This window comes from Enterobacter sp. MGH119 (assembly GCF_001037675.1).
GTDB lineage: Bacteria > Pseudomonadota > Gammaproteobacteria > Enterobacterales > Enterobacteriaceae > Enterobacter > Enterobacter hormaechei_C.
Genome location: NZ_KQ089931.1, coordinates 388838 through 409370 on the forward strand (window position 1 = coordinate 388838; position 20533 = coordinate 409370).

Sequence of the window (20533 nt, forward strand, 5' to 3'; positions counted from 1 at the left end):
CATTCCTCCCACCTCCCACGCTTTTTTTCTTCCTCGCTGCTGCGATAATTACCTTAATGGCTTTGCAGAGGAAAACACTATGGATTACGAATTTCTGCGCGACATCACCGGCGTGGTGAAAGTGCGAATGTCGATGGGGCACGAAGCCGTTGGACACTGGTTTAACGAAGAGGTGAAAGAGAACCTCGCGCTGCTGGATGAAGTTGAGCAGGCGGCGGAAACGGTGAAAGGCAGTGAACGCTCCTGGCAACGCGCCGGGCACGAATACACCCTGTGGATGGATGGCGAAGAGGTGATGGTGCGCGCCAACCAGCTTGAGTTCTCGGGTGATGAAATTGAAGAGGGGATGAGCTACTACGACGAAGAGAGCCTGTCGCTGTGCGGCGTGGAAGACTTCCTGAGTGTGGTGAATGCCTACCGCGACTTTATGAAACAGAAGTAACTTCCCGAAGCGTCCCTGCTCCGGGTCACGTTTACACGGTCGGAATGTTACGGCCGTAGTAAATTTCGCGCATCTCTTTCCAGAGCAGGTCGGTAATGACCTTTCGCTCTTCCTCACTTAAATCTTCCGGCTTCGTGTGGAACATGTAGTGCTTAAGGTCGAATTCCTTAAGTAACATTTTGGTGTGGAAGATATTCTCCTGATAGACGTTCACATCCATCATGTCGTACAGCGACTTCATGTCCTCGGACATGAAGTTCTGAATGGAGTTGATCTCATGATCAATGAAGTGCTTCATGCCGTTGATATCACGGGTAAAACCGCGTACGCGATAATCAATGGTGACGATGTCCGATTCCAGCTGGTGGATTAAATAATTCAACGCATTTAGCGGTGAAATCACGCCGCAGGTGGACACTTCAATATCCGCGCGGAAGGTACACAGCCCGCCTTCCGGGTGGCTTTCCGGGTAGGTGTGCACGCAGATGTGGCTTTTATCCAGGTGAGCAACCACCACTTCCGGCAGCGGGCCGGGGTGTTCGGTTTTGTCGATAAGCTTCGGGTCAACCGGCTCTTCACTCACCAGAATGGTGACGCTCGCACCCTGAGGCTCATAATCCTGGCGCGCGATATTGAGGATGTTCGCGCCGATAATCGAGCAGGTCTCTGTCAGGATCTCGGTCAGACGGTTGGCGTTGTAGAGTTCATCGATATAGGCGATGTAACCATCGCGCTCTTCTGCTGTTTTGGCGTAGCAGATATCGTAAATACAAAAACTCAGGCTTTTGGTCAGATTGTTAAAGCCATGCAGTTTAAGCTTTTTCAATTAGTTCACCTCCTTTGAGGACAGCGCGTCTTGCAGATATTGAGGCAACGCAAAGGCTGCGGTATGAATAGCCGGATTGTAGTATCGGCACTGTAGACCTGCCTGATGGAAGCGGGCCTGAATAATTTCGGTGGAGAGATGACGTAATACGTCGTTATCCGTCGCCCAGGCAAAGGTCATGATACCGCCGTAGTACGTCGGAATGGCCGCCTGATAGAAGCTGACGTCAGCAAAATAGGTGCTCAGCTTACGGTGGCTATCAAGCGCTTCATCCTGTTGCAGGAAGCAAACGCCGTTTTGCGCCACAAAAATTCCGGCAGGCTTCAGGCAGCGCTTGCAGCCTTCGTAAAACGACGAGGTAAACAGCGACGCGCCCGGACCGATAGGGTCGGTACAGTCAGAGATAATGACATCAAACGTTTGCGTGGTCTGGTTAACAAAATTGACGCCATCGTCGATAACCAGATTAAACCGCGGATCGTCATAGCTGCCGGCATTATGGTTGGGCAGATACTGGCGGCAGAACGACACGACCCCGGCGTCGATTTCCACCATGGTGATGGTTTCGACATTCTGATGGCGAGAGACTTCACGCAGCATCGCGCCGTCGCCGCCGCCGATAATCAGCACGTCCTTCGCGTGGCCGTGGGCCAGCAGCGGGACGTGGGTCATCATTTCGTGATAGATAAACTCGTCGCGCTCGGTGGTTTGCACCACGCCGTCCAGCGCCATCACGCGGCCAAAAGCGGCGTTTTCGAATATTATCAAATCCTGATGATCGGTTTTCTCATGATAGAGCACGTTATCCACGGCAAAATACTGACCAAACTGGTCGTGCAGCGTTTCTTGCCATACCGTTTTTTCGGTCATGGGGAGCACCTCCTTCGTTAACATCCATTACATCCGGCAGATGGGCGCAACACAACACCGCCGAGAGGCGGTTAGCGGGTCAACAAGGGGCGTCGGGAAGGTTACTTCACGTAGGCGAGCAGGCTGAGTGAATCGCGAGCCAGCGCTTTGCATTTTTTAGCAGTGGGAATGCCAATACCGCTTAAATCACGGTAGCTGTCTTCACCGAGCGCCTTCATGTCGAAGCTGTCGTAGTTGCTGAGGTCCCATTGATTCTGCTGGGCAAAAAAGACCAGTGCGCGACGAATTTGCCCATTGGGTAAATTCTGGTAACCACAATCGTTTTTCAGAAAAACAAAAACTGCCGTCAGATCGGCCATATCTTCCGCTTCGTTTTCACTTAGCGCGTAACTGTTCGCACACATCGCCATCAGGCTGGCGAACAAAATTGTTCTGAAAAACGTCTTCATTGCCTTTACCACTGCATCACGGAAAATTAACGTTAGCATACTTGATGCCAGGCCGACGATCTTTATTATTGCCGCCGTGCTTGACCTTCCGGTAAGGGGAGGGTTTATGCTCAAAAGATCGCCTGCTGGAAATAAGGAAATGCACATGCAACGTCGTGATTTTTTAAAATTTTCTGCCGCGCTGGGGGTTGCCAGCGCGATACCTCTCTGGAGCCGCGCCGTTTTTGCCGCCGACAGAACGGCTTTACCCATTCCTGAATTACTCGCCCCAGATGCCCGCAGCCGCATTCAGCTTGTGGTGCAGGCCGGTAAAACCACGTTCGGTCAGCACGCCGCCACGACGTGGGGCTATAACGGCAATCTGCTCGGCCCGGCGTTGCAGTTACGCAAAGGGAAGGCGGTGACGGTAGACATTCATAACACGCTTGCGGAAGAGACCACGCTGCACTGGCACGGGCTGGAAGTCCCGGGCGAAGTGGATGGGGGGCCTCAGGGCGTCATCAGGCCTGGTGGTAAACGCAGCGTAACCTTTACCCCGGAACAACGCGCGGCGACCTGCTGGTTCCACCCGCATCAGCATGGCAAAACGGGCCATCAGGTGGCGATGGGGCTGGCCGGGCTGGTGCTGATTGAAGACGATGAAAGCCGCCTGCTGCGCCTGCCGAAACAGTGGGGTATCGACGATGTCCCGGTGATTGTGCAGGACAAAAAATTCAGCGCTGACGGGCAAATTGACTATCAGCTGGACGTAATGAGCGCGGCGGTAGGCTGGTTTGGCGATACGCTGCTGACCAACGGCGCGATCTACCCGCAGCATGCCGCGCCAAAAGGCTGGCTGCGCTTACGTCTGCTTAACGGCTGTAACGCCCGCTCGCTGAACTTCGCCACCAGCGATAAACGCCCGCTTTACGTAGTGGCAAGCGACGGCGGCCTGCTGCCGGAGCCGGTGAAGGTGAGCGAGCTGCCGATGCTGATGGGCGAGCGCTTCGAGGTGTTGGTGGATATCAGCGATGGCAAAGCGTTTGACCTGGTGACCCTGCCGGTCAGCCAGATGGGGATGGCCGTTGCGCCGTTTGATAAGCCGCATCCGGTCCTGCGCATTCAGCCACTACAGATCACCGCCTCCGGTACGCTGCCGGAGACCCTCACCACTCTGCCAGCACTCCCGTCGCTGGATGGGCTTACGCAGCGTAAACTTCAGCTCTCCATGGACCCGATGCTCGACATGATGGGCATGCAGGCGCTGATGAAGAAGTACGGCAATCAGGCCATGGCGGGAATGCATCACGGCCAGATGATGGGCCATATGAATATGGACCACGGCAATATGGGCGGCATGGATCACGGCGGCCATGGTTTCGATTTCCACAATGCCAACCGCATCAACGGCAAAGCGTTCGATATGAACACGCCCATGTTCGCCGCCACGAAAGGGCAGTTTGAACGCTGGGTGATTTCAGGCGAAGGGGACATGATGCTGCACCCGTTCCATATCCACGGCACGCAGTTCCGTATTCTGTCTGAAAATGGTAAAGCGCCGGAGCCGCATCGCGCGGGCTGGAAAGATACGGTGAGGGTGGAAGGCGGCGTCAGCGAGGTGCTGGTGAAGTTCGACCACGAGGCACCGAAAGAGTTTGCCTATATGGCCCACTGTCATCTGCTGGAGCATGAAGATACGGGGATGATGCTCGGTTTTACCGTATAAAAAAAGCCGGGTGGCGGCTTCGCCTTACCCGGCCTACATATGGAAATCGTAGGCCCGGTAAGCGTTAGCGCCACCGGGCTTTTTCGTTACTTAGCGTCGTCAGGCAGTGCATACGCGACAATATAGTCGCCCATCTTCGTGCCAAACGAACCGTGACCACCCGCGGAGATGACAACATACTGTTTGCCATTCACTTCATAGGTCATCGGCGTTGCCTGTCCACCGGCTGGCAGACGGCCTTGCCACAGTTTTTCACCGTTGGTCATGTTGTACGCGCGCAGGTAGTTATCTGCGGTTGCCGCGATAAACAGCACGTTACCGGCGGTGGAGATTGGGCCACCCAGCATTGGCATACCCATATTGAACGGCACTGGAACAGGCATCGGGAACGGCATGCTGTCCTGTGGCGTACCAATACGTTTTTTCCAGACGATCTTATTGGTCTTCAGATCCAGACCGGAGATATAACCCCAGGCAGGCTGTTTACACGGCAGACCGAACGGAGAAAGGAACGGATTCAGAGTCACACCATAAGGAACGCCATACTGCGGCTGGATACCGGCTTCGGTACCGCTGCCTTTCGCATCTTTCGGCTGCTCCATTGGGTTACCCGGACCGCGTGGGATCAGACGGGAAACGAACGGCAGCGCCATTGGGTTAGCGATGGCGACCTGACGGTTAGGGTCAACGGAGATCCCACCCCACTCGAACATCCCCAGGTTACCCGGGAAGACCAGCGTGCCCTGCTCTGAAGGCGGCGTGAAGATGCCTTCATAGCGCAGTTGATGGAACATCACGCGGCACACCAGCTGGTCAAACATGGTGGCACCCCACATGTCTGCACCGCTGAGATCTTTCTTCGGACGGAAGCTCAGGTCAGAGAACGGCTGCGTTTTGGTGACGTAGTCGCCTTTGGCCGCGCCCTGCGGAACCGGTTTTTCTGGCGCAGGAACAACCAGCTTACCGTTGCTGCGATCCAGCACGAAGATGTTGCCGGTTTTGGCCGGGGCGTAAATCACCGGAACGGTTTTACCGTTAACGGTAATGTCCGCCAGCGTCGGCTGGGACGGCATATCCATATCCCACAGATCGTGGTGAACGGTCTGGTAGCTCCATGCCAGTTTACCGGTCGTTGCGTTCAGCGCCACGATGGAGCTGGCGTAACGTTCCTGCTCCGGCGTGCGGTTACCGCCCCAGATATCCGGCGTGGTCACGCCCATCGGCAGGTAAACCAGGTCCAGCTTCGCGTCATACGCTGCCGGTGCCCAGGAGTTCGGTGAGTTAAAGGTAAAGGTGTGTTCATCGGATGGGATCGCGTTAGGATCTTTCGCGCCCGGGTCGAAGGCCCACAGCAGTTTACCGGTGTTCACGTCGAAACCACGGATAACGCCGGAGGTTTCGCGGGTAGAGAAGTTATCCGTTACCGAACCGGCAATCACGATGGTTTTATCAGTGATGATTGGCGGGGAGGTCGGCTCATACAGACCCGGCGTAGTGTCCGGCATGTTGGTCTGAAGATTCAGAATGCCTTTGTTAGCGAAGGTTTCGCACAGCTTACCGGTCTCAGCGTTGATGGCAAACAGGCGGCCATCGTTCACCGGCAGCATAATGCGGCGAGGACAGTCGGCAATGACTTCCGGGCTGGCATTATCTGCGCGCGCTTCGTGGTAAGAGACGCCGCGGCAGGTGATGTGCTGGAACGACGGGTTGGAGTTCAGCTGTGGATCAAAGTGCCATTTCTCTTTACCGGTGGCCGCGTCGAGCGCGAACAGGCGCTGGTGCGCCGTACACAGGTAGAGCATGTTGCCCACTTTAATCGGGGTCACTTCGTTGGTCAGCTCACCCGGATCGTTTGGCATCTTCAGGTCGCCGGTACGGAATACCCAGGCTTCCTTCAGGTTTTTCACGTTGTCCGCGTTGATCTGCTTCAGCGGGGAGTAGCGTTGACCTTCCTGGTTACGACCATAAGCAGGCCAGTCACCGTCCGCCACCTGCGAAATAGCCGCAGCCGGCGTGGATTCCGCGTTCAGCGTGCCATTGATCTCCTGCGGGTCGTTAAAACCGGCCCAGGTCAGGATGCCGCCACTAATCAGCAGAGCAACGACCAGACCGGCCACGGCGCCACTGGAAGGGACAATCAGACGACGCCAGACAAACGGCAGGATCAGCCAGATACCGAAGAAGACCAGAATGTCGCTGCGCGGCGTCAGCGCCCAGAAGTCGAACCCGACTTCCCAGACGCCCCAGATCATGGTTGCGAGCAGTAACGCTGCGTACAACCACAGAGCAGATTGTTTTCTGCGTAAAAGCAGGACGGTTACGCCAACCATAACCAGACCCGCAATCGGGTAGTACCAGGAGCCGCCAATCGCGACCAGCCATACGCCACCGATTAACAAATACAGCGCGCAGAATGCGGCAAACGCGGCTGTTAATGTCACCAGTAGACGCGGCTGTTTAGTTTTTGTTTCAGCCATAGAAAAGTACTCGTCAGTTTTGTTAATTATTTGCTAGCAATTAATTATAGGTATTAACAACTGTGATCGGAATCACAAATATTGCTTTTTATAACTCATACGCCAGGCTTATCCATTTACTGGTATAATGGCTGGCTTGCGTATCGATGCCGGAGCGAGAGTCATCCGCATTGAGAGATTTTCACTAAAATCATTTGGTTAGTAATATGAAACATACTGTTGAAGTGATGATCCCGGAAGCCGAGATCAAAGCGCGTATCGCCGAACTGGGTCGTCAAATCACCGAACATTACAAGGACAGCGGCAGCGAAATGGTGCTGGTCGGTTTGTTGCGTGGCTCTTTCATGTTCATGGCAGACCTGTGTCGTGAAGTGCAGGTGCCGCACGAGGTCGATTTTATGACCGCCTCCAGTTACGGCAGCGGCATGTCCACAACCCGTGATGTGAAAATCCTGAAAGATCTGGATGAAGATATTCGTGGCAAAGATGTGTTGATTGTTGAGGACATCATCGACTCCGGCAACACGCTCTCTAAAGTGCGTGAGATCCTGAGCCTGCGTGAACCAAAATCACTGGCGATTTGTACCCTGCTGGATAAGCCTGAGCGCCGTGAAGTGCAGGTGCCGGTGGAGTTCGTTGGTTTCTCCATCCCGGACGAATTCGTGGTGGGTTACGGCATTGATTACGCACAGCGTTATCGCCATCTGCCGTATGTTGGGAAAGTGGTGATTCTTGACGAATAATTTCGGGCTGATGCCCTCACCCCAGCCCTCTCCCACAGGGAGAGGGTGAAAACCCCCGGCTTTGTTATTTATGGTTAACGTGCTTAAGCTTGAGGTTGGCAATTCCCGAGCGGTAACGCTGTTCCAGCGTTTCGCGGTTGGTGGCGGTCACTTCCAGATTGCGCAGCAGGCCGTCGTGAATACCGTACGCCCAGCCGTGGATGGAGACCTTCTGCCCGCGTTTCCAGGCAGACTGCATAATCGTCGAATGGCCCAGGTTATACACCTGCTCCATCACGTTCAGCTCACACAGCGTGTCGAGACGGCGCTCCTGCGGCATTTCGCCCAGCAGTGAGCTATGTTTGAACCAGATATCACGAATGTGCAGCAGCCAGTTATCGATTAACCCCAGCTCTGTATTTTCGACCGCCGCCTGCACGCCGCCGCAGCCGTAGTGACCACAAATAATGATGTGCTCAACCTCAAGAACGTCGACGGCATACTGAACAACCGAAAGGCAGTTGAGATCGGTATGAATAACCAGGTTAGCCACATTGCGGTGAACAAACAGTTCGCCAGGTTCAAGACCAGTCAGACGTTCGGCGGGGACGCGGCTGTCAGAACATCCAATCCAGAGAAAGCGTGGGTTCTGCGCTTGCGCGAGTTTTCCAAAAAATCCGGGGTCTTCCTCCACCAGCATTTTTGACCATAGTGCATTGTTGCTGATGAGTGTATCTATGTCGTTCATGGAGGTTAGCGACCTGTAACCAAGTGATTGCGTTGCGCTACTATAGGGTAACCCGACTTTTAATGAAACCACACAACGTGTGTCAGAACTTAAGGTAAGTTGAATTCATGGCGATTGCACTGGAGCTTGAACAGCTCAAAAAAACCTACCCGGGGGGCGTTCAGGCGCTGCGCGGGATAGATCTTAAAGTCGAAGCGGGAGATTTCTACGCGCTTCTGGGGCCGAACGGGGCAGGGAAATCCACCACCATCGGGATCATCAGTTCACTGGTCAATAAAACCTCGGGCCGCGTCAGCGTGTTTGGCTACGATCTGCAAAAAGATGTGGTCAACGCCAAGCGCCAGCTGGGGCTGGTGCCGCAGGAGTTCAACTTTAACCCGTTTGAGACGGTACAGCAGATTGTTGTTAACCAGGCGGGTTACTATGGCGTGGAGCGCAAAGAGGCGCTTGAGCGCAGCGAAAAGTACCTGAAACAGCTTGATCTGTGGGAGAAACGTAACGAGCGCGCGCGGATGTTGTCCGGAGGGATGAAGCGCCGCCTGATGATTGCCCGCGCGCTGATGCACGAGCCAAAGCTGCTTATCCTTGATGAGCCGACCGCTGGTGTGGATATTGAACTGCGTCGCTCCATGTGGGGTTTCCTGAAAGATCTGAACGACAAAGGCACCACCATCATTCTGACCACGCACTACCTGGAAGAGGCGGAAATGCTGTGCCGCAATATCGGCATCATTCAGCACGGTGAGCTGGTGGAAAACACCTCGATGAAGAATCTGCTCTCCAAGCTCAAATCAGAGACCTTTATCCTCGATCTGGCGGCGAAAAGCGCGCTGCCGAAACTGGAGGGCTACAACTATCGCCTGGTCGATACCTCGACGCTGGAGGTAGAAGTGCTGCGCGAGCAGGGTATTAACAGCGTGTTCTCACAGTTGAGTGCGCAGGGCATTCAGGTATTAAGCATGCGTAACAAAGCAAACCGACTGGAAGAGCTGTTTGTCTCTCTGGTGCACGACAAACAAGGAGACAAGGCATGACGCATCTTTACTGGGTCGCGCTGAAAAGCATCTGGGCGAAAGAGATTAACCGCTTTATGCGTATCTGGGTGCAAACCCTGGTGCCGCCGGTGATCACCATGACGCTCTACTTCATCATTTTCGGCAACCTTATTGGCTCCCGCATTGGTGAGATGCACGGCTTCACCTATATGCAGTTTATCGTGCCGGGCCTGATCATGATGGCGGTGATCACCAACGCCTACGCGAACGTGGCGTCCTCATTCTTCAGCGCCAAGTTCCAGCGCAACATTGAAGAGCTGCTGGTGGCGCCGGTGCCAACGCACGTCATCATCGCCGGTTACGTGGGCGGCGGCGTGGCGCGCGGGCTGTGCGTGGGTATCCTGGTAACGGCCATTTCGCTGTTCTTCGTGCCGTTTCAGGTTCACTCCTGGCTTTTCGTGGCGCTGACGCTGCTGCTCACCGCGATTCTGTTCTCGCTGGCCGGCTTGCTGAATGCGGTGTTCGCTAAAACCTTTGACGACATCAGCCTGATCCCGACCTTTGTGCTGACGCCGCTGACCTACCTCGGCGGGGTGTTTTACTCCCTGACGCTGCTGCCGCCGTTCTGGCAGGCACTCTCGCACCTGAACCCGATTGTCTACATGATCAGCGGCTTCCGCTTTGGTTTCCTCGGCATTACCGATGTCCCGCTGTTTACCACGGTGGTGGTGCTGGTGGTGTTCATTATCGCCTTCTACCTGCTGTGCTGGTATCTGATCCAGCGTGGACGTGGGCTGCGTAGCTAACCTTCTGCCCGGCAGACGTTCTGTTTGCCGGGCACTTTCTTTGACAGTTATCACCGTAAACTAACCTTCACCTGGATAAACTACTCGCCTGCTAAGGAGAGACGTTATGCTGGGATGGGTTATCACCTGCCACGATGAAGAGGCACAGGAAATGCTCCTGAAGCTGGAGGCCCGATTTGGCCCTCTGGCGCAATGTCGTGCGGTAAATTACTGGCGAGGGCTGAGCACCAACATGCTCAGCCGGATGATGTGCGACGCGCTGCATGAAACCGACACCGGTGATGGCGTGATTTTTCTCACCGACAAATCGGGCGCGGCGCCTTACCGTTCAGCAGCGTTAATGAGCCATAAGCATGATAATTGTGAAGTGATCTCCGGTATCAGCCTGCCTTTACTCGAAGCGATGTATCCGCTGCGCGCAACGTTGAGCAGCGCTGAGTTTCGCCACGCCATTGTGGCGCAGGGCTCCCCGGGCGTGAGCAGCCTGTGGCACCAGCAGCAGAAGAACCCGCCTTTCGTTCTGCTTCACGATCTGTATAAGCATTAAACATTGGTATTGATGTCGCTTTTGCTACAATGGCGACTGATTTTCCGTATCGATTTATATCCCATGCTCATGCGCGTTATCTTTATCCTTCTGGTGCTGGTTTCCGGTGGTGCGTCTGCCAGCCTGACCAGTCAGCAAGGCCTTCCTGCCCAATATATGCAAACCACCGAAGATGCGGCCATCTGGGCGCAGGTGGGAAATGCCGTTGTGAATGTGGGGAATGTCCGCGCCGGGCAGATCCTCGCTGTCTTTCCGGCCGCGGCGGATTACTATGAATTTCGTTTTGGATTCGGTACGGGATTTATTGATAAAGACCACCTTGAAAAAGTTCAGGGCAAACAATGCGTTGAGGATAGCCTGGGTGACTTGAACAAGCCGCTCAGTAATCAAAACCTCATTACCTGGAAAGACACGCCGGTGTATAACGCCCCCAGCAGCGGAAGCGCGCCCTTTGGCACCTTAAGCGCCAATCTTCGCTATCCGATTCTGAATAAGCTGAAAGACCGCCTGAACCAGACCTGGTTTCAAATTCGCATCGGTAATCGTCTGGCGTGGATCAGCAGCCTCGATGCACAGGAAGATAACGGGCTACCGGTTCTGACTTACCATCATATTTTGCGTGATGAAGAGAACACCCGTTTTCGACATACCTCCACGACGACCAGCGTACGTGCGTTTAATAATCAGATGGCCTGGTTACGCGATCAAGGCTATACCACGCTGACGATGTACCAGCTTGAAGGGTACGTGCGTAACAAGATGAACCTACCCGCGAAAGCAGTGGTGATCACCTTTGATGATGGTCTCAAATCGGTGAGCCGCTACGCGTACCCTGTTCTGAAAGAATATGGCTTCAACGCGACGGCGTTTATAATTTCATCACGTATCAAAGGCCATCCGCAGAAGTGGGATCCAAAATCGCTACAGTTTATGAGCGTTCAGGAAATCAAGGGCATCCAGGATGTGTTCGACATTCAGTCTCACACCCATTTCCTGCATCGCGTGGATGGCTATAAACACCCCATCCTGTTGAGCCGTAGCTATCACGTGATCCTGTTTGATTTTGAACGATCACGTCGTGCACTGGCGCAGTTCAACCCGCGCGTGTTGTATGTGTCGTATCCGTTTGGCGGCTATGACAATAAAGCGATTAAAGCGGCGAACGATGCGGGGTTTCATCTGGCGGTGACCACGGTGAAAGGGAAGGTGAAGCCGGGGGATAATCCGTTCCTGTTGAAGCGTTTGTATATATTAAGAACGGACTCACTGGAGACGATGTCGCGGCTGATCAGTAATCAGCCGCAGGGATAGCGGTTAGTCGTATGAAAGGGTGAATACGCCGGTGGCTTTAAACGACCCCGGTTTCACTGTGCTTCCGTTTGCTACCAGTTGAGCAACATAATTAATTTGCTTGGATTCCGGGGTTTGGTAATCCGTTATGACATAGGATGAGTCAGGATTATTCGGCAGGAGTTGAGAGGTTCCGTTATACATAATTTTCACGCCTGCGCCCTCAGCTCCGGACGAAAGCGTATTTCCAAGAAGATCATTATTTTTTCCGGTTAGCTTTGAGGTGGTGAGTTTGGTTGTGATATTTGCCACACTGGTACAATTGCTTAAGCTAATTGAAAAAGGGATATCCTTAACCCGATTGTTTTTAATGTCTGAAACATAATATTCTCCCAGGTTAACATCATTAGTACCATCTGAAAGCATGGCCATGTCGCAGGTTGGAAGAACGATCGGGATCTGGAATGAGTCTTCGTTGACCACAAATGTCCATGGTTGGTTGTTAGAATCATTTGGATTACCAATAGCCATTTTACCCAGAGTGCCGGGTTTGGGTCTGATTGAGGTTTCTTTGTTCGGGTTGCCTCTATAACCTTCATCAATATAAATTTGAACTGAGGTGTTAATCCATTTATTATCCCAGGGATCAGAATTTCCGGAGGATGCAACGGTAGTCCAGTCAGTAGTATTCATAGCGAAATAGCCACCCATGCCTCCGTCGCTTTCTGCGGTGTGGACCCTTACGGAATAATAAATCCCCGGAATATTTGTTTCAAACATAGCCCTGCCATAACTGCCCCCCTTTAGCAAGGTCGAGTTTGTTTGTGAGACGAGGTTAAAACCATCGTTCCCTGGACCACATTCGGCCTGAATGCCCGGTGTCAGGTTAACGTTAAAAAGAGTACTGGCATAATTACCCGGAGGGGGAAGACGTACGGTGCCACCTGAGTATTCGGAATTGATCAGCGTGGTTGTGCCGCCTTTTCCATTATTCATGCGACACTCAGCTGCCCAGCAGGAGTGGCTGAGGGTTAATAACACGCTCGCCATGGCAAACGCCATTGTGCCTTTCACGGTGAAACCCTGTCTTATAAAGTTGAACATTCTCATCCTTTTTCCTGTTCTGATTATTATTCGTAAGTGACGTCAACTAATACTTTACTGGTAACGACACCACCAGCCACTACGCCAATATTTTGATATCGGGCATAGAACTGATAATCCGTTAAAAATGCAGTATCCTGACCGCTTACGTCATAAGTGATTTTTGACGTGCCGTCGTTGTTTAAAACATTCTTTTTATATCTTTCAGAGAAAACGACGACGCCGACATTTTTTGCCGCGCCTGCGGCGGTATCATCACTTTTGAAAAGCTGATTTTGTCCTGGCCAGAAACCCGACTGCGGCGAAAAGCTAAAACTCAGCTTTTTAGCCGTACTGCTGTCTCCATAGCAATCATCTACATGGATCTTAAAAGGCGTACCGCCTGCATCATCGGTTGCAGTAAAACGATCGCTACCATCCGGGTTATAAAACCAGCTGCGCATTACATTGGGGAGATAAATTTCGCCGTCATTTTCCACGGTCATCTTACAAGTGCTATTAACAATGTTAGCGGTAATATTTACGTCTAATCCTGAGCTTGCCTGGCCTACGCCAGGCAAGATGCCACCAGCCAAGCCCATAAGCAACACAAGACCGGGCTGGTATAAAGTAAACGGTGATTGTTGCATGCTGGTTCCTGGTATTATGGATAAGTGATAGTAAACGTGACTGGCGCATTAACCGCCCCCGCGCCTACTTCAGCAATGGTTTGGCCTTGTCCGATAACGATACGGGAATTCATCGGGAATTCACCGGTACCATCAGTAATGGTGACATCCTTAGCAGCCGGAGGCGTGTTGCAGCTCATAAGCTCGCCAGTATCGACAACACCCGACCAGATCTCAAAGCCCGTTGCTAAGCCGCCGGAGTAAGAATCACCCGTCTTGTTGACGCCACTGCATTCACCACCAGCGCCTTTCGCAGCGGACACCGTTGCCTTGGTTACTCCAGAACAGTTGGTGAAACTAATCTTGAGCGGCTCGACACGGGTTTTGTTCACCAGATCGGATTTGTATACGTCGCCGAACGCAATTTCAGTGGAAGCTGTGCCTGCATCGTTAAGTACTTTTGCGGTACATGTGCCTGATACAATTTTTGATTTAATCGTTAATTCGACACTAGGGGTGCCTGTAATAGCTGCGCTTGCCATTCCCGAGAACAGAAGGGCAGAAACGGACAGGGCGATAAAAGTAGAATTGAATTTCATAATGTTGCTCCGTTTTCCTGCACTAATCACTCGTAGATAAATTCAAAGGTCGCCACGGCCTGTAAATCACCTATGGTCATCCTGTTTTCCTGTGTTTCACGTAAGGTGGCCACCAGAGCAACTTCCTTATTCTGGATTTCTGTCGGACTCCAGACCAGGCGCTCGTTATCGTCCTCAGAGTTAATGATAAACGGGGCATCCGGTGCGCTGGCTCTGGCAATCTCAACAGCAGAGTAGTCTGCACCTCCGTCGATTTTTTGTATTTGGTTAATAAGGCCTGAGTACAAATATCCAGATCTTGTTCCCGATACTTTGGTTTTCAATGAGGTCAGTGATGCCGGGCATTCAACGAGCACAATTTTGAAATTGGCATTTGCCGTTCCGGCTTTGACATCATCTAAGCGTACCTGTCCGTTATTACCGATAGTCAGCGTTTGCTGCGTATCTGAACCCGTATCGCCGACCAGTTTCATATCGCAGGTGGTTTCGCGGATATTGGCAGTAAAGTTAACATTGAGATCGGCTGCCGCAGCAGAACCTGACATCGCTAACATTGCTAATGCGATTAATGAATAACCGCAATGATTTTTCTTCATATTATTTCCCATGGGTGTGATTCCCTGTTTTAACATCATTACATTTGGCACTGTTGATTACTCAGAATCGTGGTTAAGCCTGCTTTCTTCGCATTTTCAGGAATCTGATAATGCACCGTGCAGGAGCTGGAACCATCGCTTCCCCATACCACCCGGAGAGCGCCTTTGTTTTCCACACCGCGTACATAAGCTTGTCCTGCCTGGCCTACCGTTCCGATAGATTCGTTTTTCTCATTCAGAACGTCAGCACCTAGCGGAATAAAGCCGTTATCAGAACGTTGTAATTCCAGAACAAGCGAACGGCCTTCATCCGTTTCAAAATTCACAAATACAACGGAGCCATTGCGAGGTACGGCAACTGCGCTTGTATTTTTGATTTCAACGTCTGCTTCGAGAGTGCTGATATCGAGCGATACTCGGTTTTCTCTGTAGGCTGACATATACGGCATAATCCCGTACCCGGAACTGTTAATGCGGCTTTGGCCGTAACCCAGCCGAGCACCCGTTGCGCCACTTGCTTTTACCAGCGCAAGTGAATCCGTTTCGCCGATACTGCCTGATGTAAATACAACGCCACCCGAGTGAACAACCATTCCGCCGTTATAACTCGCGGAATACTGTTTACTATTGTCATCGCCAAAGGACGCCGAGACACCGAGCGGCCCGTAAGGACTGTTCCATGAGCTATAGCCACTGACCTGGTTCAGGTTGCCGTAGTTTCCCCCGCTTGATGAGGCGCTAACGGAATAGCTCACTTCGCTGTTTTTGGAGTTGCCGCTTGCCGTAGAGTTAAAACTGGTACCGCCTTTTAAATCAGTGCGCAGGCTCATGTTGACGTTATTAAATCCGCCTGACTGCGCGTTATCCTTATTGAATATGCTGAATGGAATACTGACGTTTAAATAAACGCTGTCATCCTTTTCCCCTGTTTCGTTGTACGTGCGTTGCACAGAAACGCTATAGCTACCGTAAGCAAAACTATTGTTGTAACCCACGCTGTAGTCGGAAGTGGAGCTGGAATCATTCCAGTAATCCTGCCAGGTACCGCTAATATAGAGTGAGCCGTATTCATCACCGTTAACATTCAATGGCTGGTTCAGGCTGACCTGTATCTGGTTTTTGGTACGCTGATAATCAGCATAAAGCTCGGCATTGCTGTCATAAGATCGATTGCCATATTCCTCGTGGTGAATACTGTCCTGCAATGAGGCGGCATCGTTAAGGCTGAGATAATCTTCTGTTGAGAAGCGATAAGCTGCCACGTTAAGAGATGTGTTAGTGGCTTCAAGCATTTTGCTGTAGGTCAGCCGATAACTCTGCCCTTTAAGCGTGTCCAGCCCGTCGATATCGGCATAGGACCCGGTAACATCTAAAGCGAATGCACCAATACGGGTATTCATAGCCAGACCAAGCAGGCCGGCGTAGAAATCCATATCCGTATATTGCGCACCCACGTAACCGGTAAAGGTATTATTCAGACCATACGCGTAAGTTGCGTAGCCAACGTTTGGCTTATCATGCAATGAATCATCATTCAGCTCACCTATACCCACATCCCAGCGGCTGGAGCCTGGGCGGAGCATTTGTGTAACTGAGGAGAACGGAACGGTAAGCGTCCGTTTACTTCCATCGGCTTCCTCTACAGTGACAATCAAATCATTACCATAGCCTGTTGTACTGAGGTCATTGATCTCGAAAGCACCGGGTGGAACGGTGGTTTCATAGATTTTATTGCCGCTTTGCATAACGCTAACTTTGGCGTTACTGTTTGCCACACCACGAATTACTGGCGCGTAGCCAGAGGTGCCTTGCGGGAGCATGCGGTCATCGTTATACATACGCGCACCACGCAGGCTCACCGAGTCAAAGACATCACCGCGTGTGTAGGAATCACCCATTACCATCTGTGCGTTAAGTGGTGTGATGTCTCGCTGGAGGTATATATCCTGGCTGGAATAATGTGTGCCATTATCACTGTCCCAGTTCAGACTGCCGCGAGAACGTAAACGCCACGGCCCCACGTTCAGGCCATAATGCAAGCCCGCATAAGCGGTATCTGAATTGGTGCCGTTTGACTCGCTGTGCCAGGTATTAAGATCGTATGAAAGTAATCCGGCCGGAACACCATTATCCCATAATGAAGGATCGACATACCCTGCTGGAAGCTTAAGCACGTAGATTTGCGGGAAATTAAGATCCATTTCCTGCTTGCTACTATCAAAATTTTCAGAAGCACCGGGATAATATTTTTTGATATCTACGCAAGACGTTTCGTCGTCTTTGACATCATCGCCTAATATGCTGGTATCAACGCCTGCCTGTGTCAGCGTGAGTTTAGTCAGACATGCTGAGGCACGTGGCGTTTTGTTATCAATGAATGCCATCTCGACCGTGGATTTTGAATTGCCATTCAAATTCACTTTTACACGGTAAGTACCTGGCAGAACTGGGTTGCCATAAGCATAACGATCGACATTGATACCTCCACCATTATCGATAAGGAACTGGTCATTAAATTCAATGGCCGATTCTGTTTCGGATGAGGTGTCTACAGCTTTTTTTTCAGTCTCGCTGGCATGCAGAGGAAATGCTGCACAGATTGCGAGACATAAAATTGATCGTTGAAATAGCATGCTTCATCCAGACAAGTCGTCGTATGAATGCTATGAATCATTCATACGTATTATATTTATAATGTGGCAGTGATGCGGTTATTAGTTTACTTTGCTTTCAAAAGTATCAGAGCCGCCATTGTCATTAATGGTTTCGTAAGCAACAGTGCCGGTGGCAGTACTACCTAAACCTTTTACCTGCATTATTTGAGTACTAAACGGTAAAATAGATTTATGCTCAACCTGGTACTCTTTATTTGCTGATTTCAGCTTTACATTTGAAATAGAAACGTTGTAAGGGGAATCATTGTGTGCAATCAGGTTTAGCGTATTACCTTGTTTTTGTTGCGACCACGTTACCCTGGCTGCTGCATTTCCTGGCGTACCTTTCAGGCCGTCAGGTCGGAAAAAGAGTTTAATACGTGTGCGGAATGCCAGCTGGAGCTGGTTAGGATTTTCACCGTCTTTCACTTTTGACTTCGGTGGAATCTCGAGCACATTGAACCAGAATAGGGATTCGCGATCTTGCGGCAATGAACCACCCAGGTACGAGATCCGAACGGATTGACCTTTTTGGGGATCAATTCGGGATACTGGTGGAGTAATAATAAAAGGAAGTTTTAATTCCTGTGGATTGGTGTCATCGCGACCGTCATCGATCCATGATTGAACTAATAGTGGCTTTTTGCCACGGTTGTCTAAAGAAACGATGACATCTTTTTGCGACTGCTGATAAACAATACGTGTTCCCGAAATAACGATATCTGCGCTTGCCTGGAATGACGCGACAGCAGCAACTGTAAAGCAGGCAGCTTTAAATCCTTTATAAAATGATGTGCTTAACATTTTTCCACTTCCTGTTGGAATGATATCAATAGTCCCCTGACGTACGTCAGGGGATAATATGAGCATTTTATCTATGCTTTTAAAATTACTCGTAGATCATGGTGAATGCAGCTTGTGCCTGAACCACACCAGCTGACACTGGGTTGTTGGCCGCATCCCAGTTCTGACCTTGGGTATACGCTACACGGTAGTAAAGTGCGCCTGCGCCTGTGGTATCAATCGTTGCTTTCTGGGTATTGTTGGTCTGATCCAGTTTGATCTGATCGGTAGCGGAGTTGCCATCGTTTGACAGTACCAGATTGACGTTTTTAGCGGCGCCTTGAGTGTTTGATGGTGGAACCAGCAGACCGCCGGAAGTTGAAGAAGAACCCGCCCAGGAATCAAACTGAGCGGATGCCTGTTTGACGGTAGCAGAATCACAACCTGTCAGGGTGAGGGAGAATTTCTTTTCTCCCAGGGTGCTGGTGGTACCCAGCGCATTAGCGAAGTCTTTTACAAACACGGTATCCAGGTTAACGTCAAAATCATTACCATCCTAGTCAATCTTCTGATCCAGGGATACTTTACAGGTGTTATTAGAAACCATACCGTGGAAAGTAATAGTGCCTGTATCTGAAGGAATATCAGCTGCCATTGCAGAACCCGCACTCAGAACCATTGCTACTACAGTTGCCAGACCTAATTTATTAAAAGACATTTTTTATATCCATATTTAAATGCTAGAAAAGTGCACATAAGCAAGGCTTATGTTCGTTCCGAACAGATGCTTCGGGAAAAGGATTCTAAGTGATGAGTAATGGTTGTGAGAAGCCGTAAGATGTTAGAAATACTTAAACGATCTTTAAGCCAATGTGATTATTTAATAGTAAGTGATAATAATTGTTCATCATTTTGATGATCGGGTGCTCGGCAGGGTGACTTTAATATATTAATAAAAAAATATAAAAAGAACGCTATTCATTTTAATTATGTATAAATTACCCAACCTATTTTGCCGGGTAATTTATAACAGTACTATTGACTTAGGCAACCTGCACCGGAATCGCCTTCGCGGTACGTTTCATCTCATTATCGCCTTCAAAGTAGGCCACTTTAGGCTGCCAGCGACGTGCTTCTTCGTCAGACATCATCACAAAGCTGGCAATAATGACGATATCGCCTACGTCCGCGCAGTGCGCTGCTGCCCCATTAACGGAGATGATTTTAGATCCGCGTTCAGCGGCAATCGCGTACGTTGAAAAGCGTTTGCCGTTATTAACGTTCCAGATATCAATAGCTTCGTTTTCGAGAATACCCGCCGCGTCGAGAAAATCCTGGTCGATCGCGCAGGAGCCTTCATAGTGCAGGTCGGCCTGGGTGACTTTCACACGGTGAAGCTTACCTTGTAGCATTTTGCGAATCATTACGTTTACCTTTCACTTCCGGGTAGTAAAACTACGCCAGTTCAACCACTTTGTTATCGATAAGGCGGGCCTGGCCGAGCCATGCCGCCACCAGAATTACCGCACGTTTGCTGGTCTCTGTAAGCGCCAGAAGCGTATCGGCATCCCGAATTTGAACGTCGTCAGCACGAAGACCTTTCTCGTTCAGCGCCTGTTCAGCCAGAGCGATAATTTCTTCTGCGGTTAACTCTTTTGCCAGCAGTTGCTCTGCCATGGTATTCATGACTTTGCTTAAACCCGGCGCAATTTTACGCTGTTCGGCGGTCAGATAGCCGTTACGGGAGCTGAGCGCCAGGCCATCTTTCGCACGCACAATCGGTACGCCGACTATCTCAATGTCGTAGCCCATATCGGCAACCATTTTGCGGATCAGCGCCAGCTGCTGGAAATCTTTCTCGCCAAAACAGGCGATGTCCGGCTGCACCAGGTTAAACAGCTTGCTGACGATGGTAGAAACGCCACGGAAATGGCCCGGGCGGCTGGCGCCCTCCAGCATGGTCGAAATACCCGGCACATCGACGTAGGTCGATTCAGTGGTGCCCTGGGGATATACATCTGCGGGGGCCGGAGCGAAGACGATATCCGCATGACGTTTTTTGAGCTTCTCGCAATCTTCCTGCAAGGTACGTGGGTAGCGCGCCAGATCGTCTTCGCGATCGAACTGCATCGGGTTAACGAAGATACTGACTACCACAATATCTGCACGGGCTCTCGCTTCATCGACCAGCTTCATATGGCCGTCGTGCAGGTTGCCCATGGTTGGAACAAGGGCGATACGTTTACCTTCCTGACGTGCACGGCGGATATGCTGGCGCAGCAGCGGCAGAGTTTCTATGATTAGCACACCTG

22 protein-coding genes are annotated in these 20533 nt (G+C 51.2%); 7 read left to right on the top strand and 15 right to left on the bottom strand.

The genetic code is table 11. The annotated features are described in order from the left end of the window. The first annotated feature begins 79 nt into the window (after positions 1–79). Entirely contained in the window at positions 80–442 is a 363-nt protein-coding gene (gene yacL, locus SK53_RS16540) for a protein YacL (RefSeq protein WP_032608514.1), read from the top strand. Positions 443–473: 31 nt separating this feature from the next. On the opposite strand, the gene speD is transcribed toward yacL, so the two are convergent. The 3 genes from speD to SK53_RS16555 form a co-directional block, all read right to left on the bottom strand. Beyond that, positions 474–1268 carry an adenosylmethionine decarboxylase gene (gene speD / locus SK53_RS16545; RefSeq protein ID WP_032608515.1) on the bottom strand — a complete coding sequence of 265 codons (795 nt, stop codon included), beginning with the start codon at positions 1266–1268 and terminating at the stop codon, positions 474–476. Further along, positions 1269–2138, bottom strand: a complete 870-nt coding sequence (speE, locus tag SK53_RS16550) for a polyamine aminopropyltransferase (RefSeq protein WP_023315408.1) — start codon at positions 2136–2138, stop codon at positions 1269–1271. A 101-nt stretch (positions 2139–2239) separates the two neighbouring features. Continuing rightward, on the bottom strand, positions 2240–2587 hold the full coding sequence (locus SK53_RS16555; protein WP_003856306.1) for a YacC family pilotin-like protein: 348 nt from the start codon (positions 2585–2587) through the stop codon (positions 2240–2242). 145 nt (positions 2588–2732) lie between these two features. On the opposite strand from SK53_RS16555, the gene cueO reads away from it, so the two are divergent. Beyond that, on the top strand, positions 2733–4292 hold the full coding sequence (cueO, locus tag SK53_RS16560) for a multicopper oxidase CueO (RefSeq protein ID WP_048209798.1): 1560 nt from the start codon (positions 2733–2735) through the stop codon (positions 4290–4292). Between the two features lie 86 nt (positions 4293–4378). Here the strand turns inward: cueO and SK53_RS16565 are convergent, their stop codons facing one another. Continuing rightward, positions 4379–6769, bottom strand: a complete 2391-nt coding sequence (locus tag SK53_RS16565) for a glucose/quinate/shikimate family membrane-bound PQQ-dependent dehydrogenase (protein WP_003856304.1) — start codon at positions 6767–6769, stop codon at positions 4379–4381. Positions 6770–6975: 206 nt separating this feature from the next. Here SK53_RS16565 and hpt point away from each other — a divergent pair, with 206 nt between their 5' ends. Continuing rightward, complete coding sequence (hpt, locus tag SK53_RS16570; RefSeq protein WP_003856303.1) at positions 6976–7512, top strand: hypoxanthine phosphoribosyltransferase; 537 nt, start codon at positions 6976–6978, stop codon at positions 7510–7512. A 64-nt stretch (positions 7513–7576) separates the two neighbouring features. Here hpt and can read toward each other — a convergent pair whose 3' ends face one another. Further along, positions 7577–8239: a carbonate dehydratase gene (gene can, locus SK53_RS16575; RefSeq protein ID WP_003856301.1), complete on the bottom strand. Its 663-nt coding sequence runs from the start codon at positions 8237–8239 to the stop codon at positions 7577–7579. Positions 8240–8346: 107 nt separating this feature from the next. On the opposite strand from can, the gene SK53_RS16580 reads away from it, so the two are divergent. From SK53_RS16580 to SK53_RS16595, 4 genes are all read left to right on the top strand, one after another. Next, a complete protein-coding gene (locus tag SK53_RS16580) occupies positions 8347–9273 on the top strand; it encodes an ABC transporter ATP-binding protein (RefSeq protein WP_003856300.1) in 927 nt (308 codons plus the stop codon). Then, positions 9270–10040, top strand: a complete 771-nt coding sequence (locus tag SK53_RS16585) for an ABC transporter permease (RefSeq protein ID WP_023324161.1) — start codon at positions 9270–9272, stop codon at positions 10038–10040. Before SK53_RS16580 ends, SK53_RS16585 begins: the two co-directional genes overlap by 4 nt. 106 nt (positions 10041–10146) lie before the next feature. Continuing rightward, positions 10147–10587 (top strand): PTS sugar transporter subunit IIA, encoded by a 441-nt coding sequence (locus SK53_RS16590; RefSeq protein WP_032608521.1) that lies wholly within the window; start codon positions 10147–10149, stop codon positions 10585–10587. Positions 10588–10650: 63 nt separating this feature from the next. Then, entirely contained in the window at positions 10651–11898 is a 1248-nt protein-coding gene (locus tag SK53_RS16595; protein ID WP_048209799.1) for a polysaccharide deacetylase family protein, read from the top strand. Between the two features lie 3 nt (positions 11899–11901). On the opposite strand, the gene SK53_RS23400 is transcribed toward SK53_RS16595, so the two are convergent. The 10 genes from SK53_RS23400 to panC form a co-directional block, all read right to left on the bottom strand. Next, on the bottom strand, positions 11902–12987 hold the full coding sequence (locus tag SK53_RS23400; protein WP_048859459.1) for a fimbrial protein: 1086 nt from the start codon (positions 12985–12987) through the stop codon (positions 11902–11904). A gap of 20 nt (positions 12988–13007) precedes the next feature. Then, positions 13008–13610 (bottom strand): fimbrial-like protein, encoded by a 603-nt coding sequence (locus SK53_RS16605; protein WP_048209800.1) that lies wholly within the window; start codon positions 13608–13610, stop codon positions 13008–13010. A 14-nt stretch (positions 13611–13624) separates the two neighbouring features. Then, positions 13625–14188 carry a fimbrial protein gene (locus SK53_RS16610; RefSeq protein WP_048209801.1) on the bottom strand — a complete coding sequence of 188 codons (564 nt, stop codon included), beginning with the start codon at positions 14186–14188 and terminating at the stop codon, positions 13625–13627. Positions 14189–14214: 26 nt separating this feature from the next. After that, on the bottom strand, positions 14215–14784 hold the full coding sequence (locus SK53_RS16615) for a fimbrial protein (protein ID WP_048209818.1): 570 nt from the start codon (positions 14782–14784) through the stop codon (positions 14215–14217). A 38-nt stretch (positions 14785–14822) separates the two neighbouring features. Continuing rightward, a complete protein-coding gene (locus SK53_RS16620; protein WP_048209802.1) occupies positions 14823–17417 on the bottom strand; it encodes an outer membrane usher protein in 2595 nt (864 codons plus the stop codon). An 81-nt stretch (positions 17418–17498) separates the two neighbouring features. Next, the gene (locus tag SK53_RS16625; protein ID WP_032608525.1) at positions 17499–18242 is read right to left on the bottom strand and encodes a fimbrial chaperone; all 744 of its coding nucleotides are present in this window, start codon (positions 18240–18242) and stop codon (positions 17499–17501) included. A gap of 85 nt (positions 18243–18327) precedes the next feature. Beyond that, entirely contained in the window at positions 18328–18744 is a 417-nt protein-coding gene (locus SK53_RS16630) for a fimbrial protein (RefSeq protein ID WP_242637237.1), read from the bottom strand. A gap of 33 nt (positions 18745–18777) precedes the next feature. Next, complete coding sequence (locus SK53_RS23955; protein ID WP_242637238.1) at positions 18778–18939, bottom strand: fimbrial protein; 162 nt, start codon at positions 18937–18939, stop codon at positions 18778–18780. A 325-nt stretch (positions 18940–19264) separates the two neighbouring features. After that, positions 19265–19645: an aspartate 1-decarboxylase gene (gene panD / locus SK53_RS16635; RefSeq protein WP_003856284.1), complete on the bottom strand. Its 381-nt coding sequence runs from the start codon at positions 19643–19645 to the stop codon at positions 19265–19267. A 31-nt stretch (positions 19646–19676) separates the two neighbouring features. Continuing rightward, positions 19677–20528 carry a pantoate--beta-alanine ligase gene (gene panC, locus SK53_RS16640; RefSeq protein ID WP_003856282.1) on the bottom strand — a complete coding sequence of 284 codons (852 nt, stop codon included), beginning with the start codon at positions 20526–20528 and terminating at the stop codon, positions 19677–19679. Positions 20529–20533 lie beyond the last annotated feature (5 nt).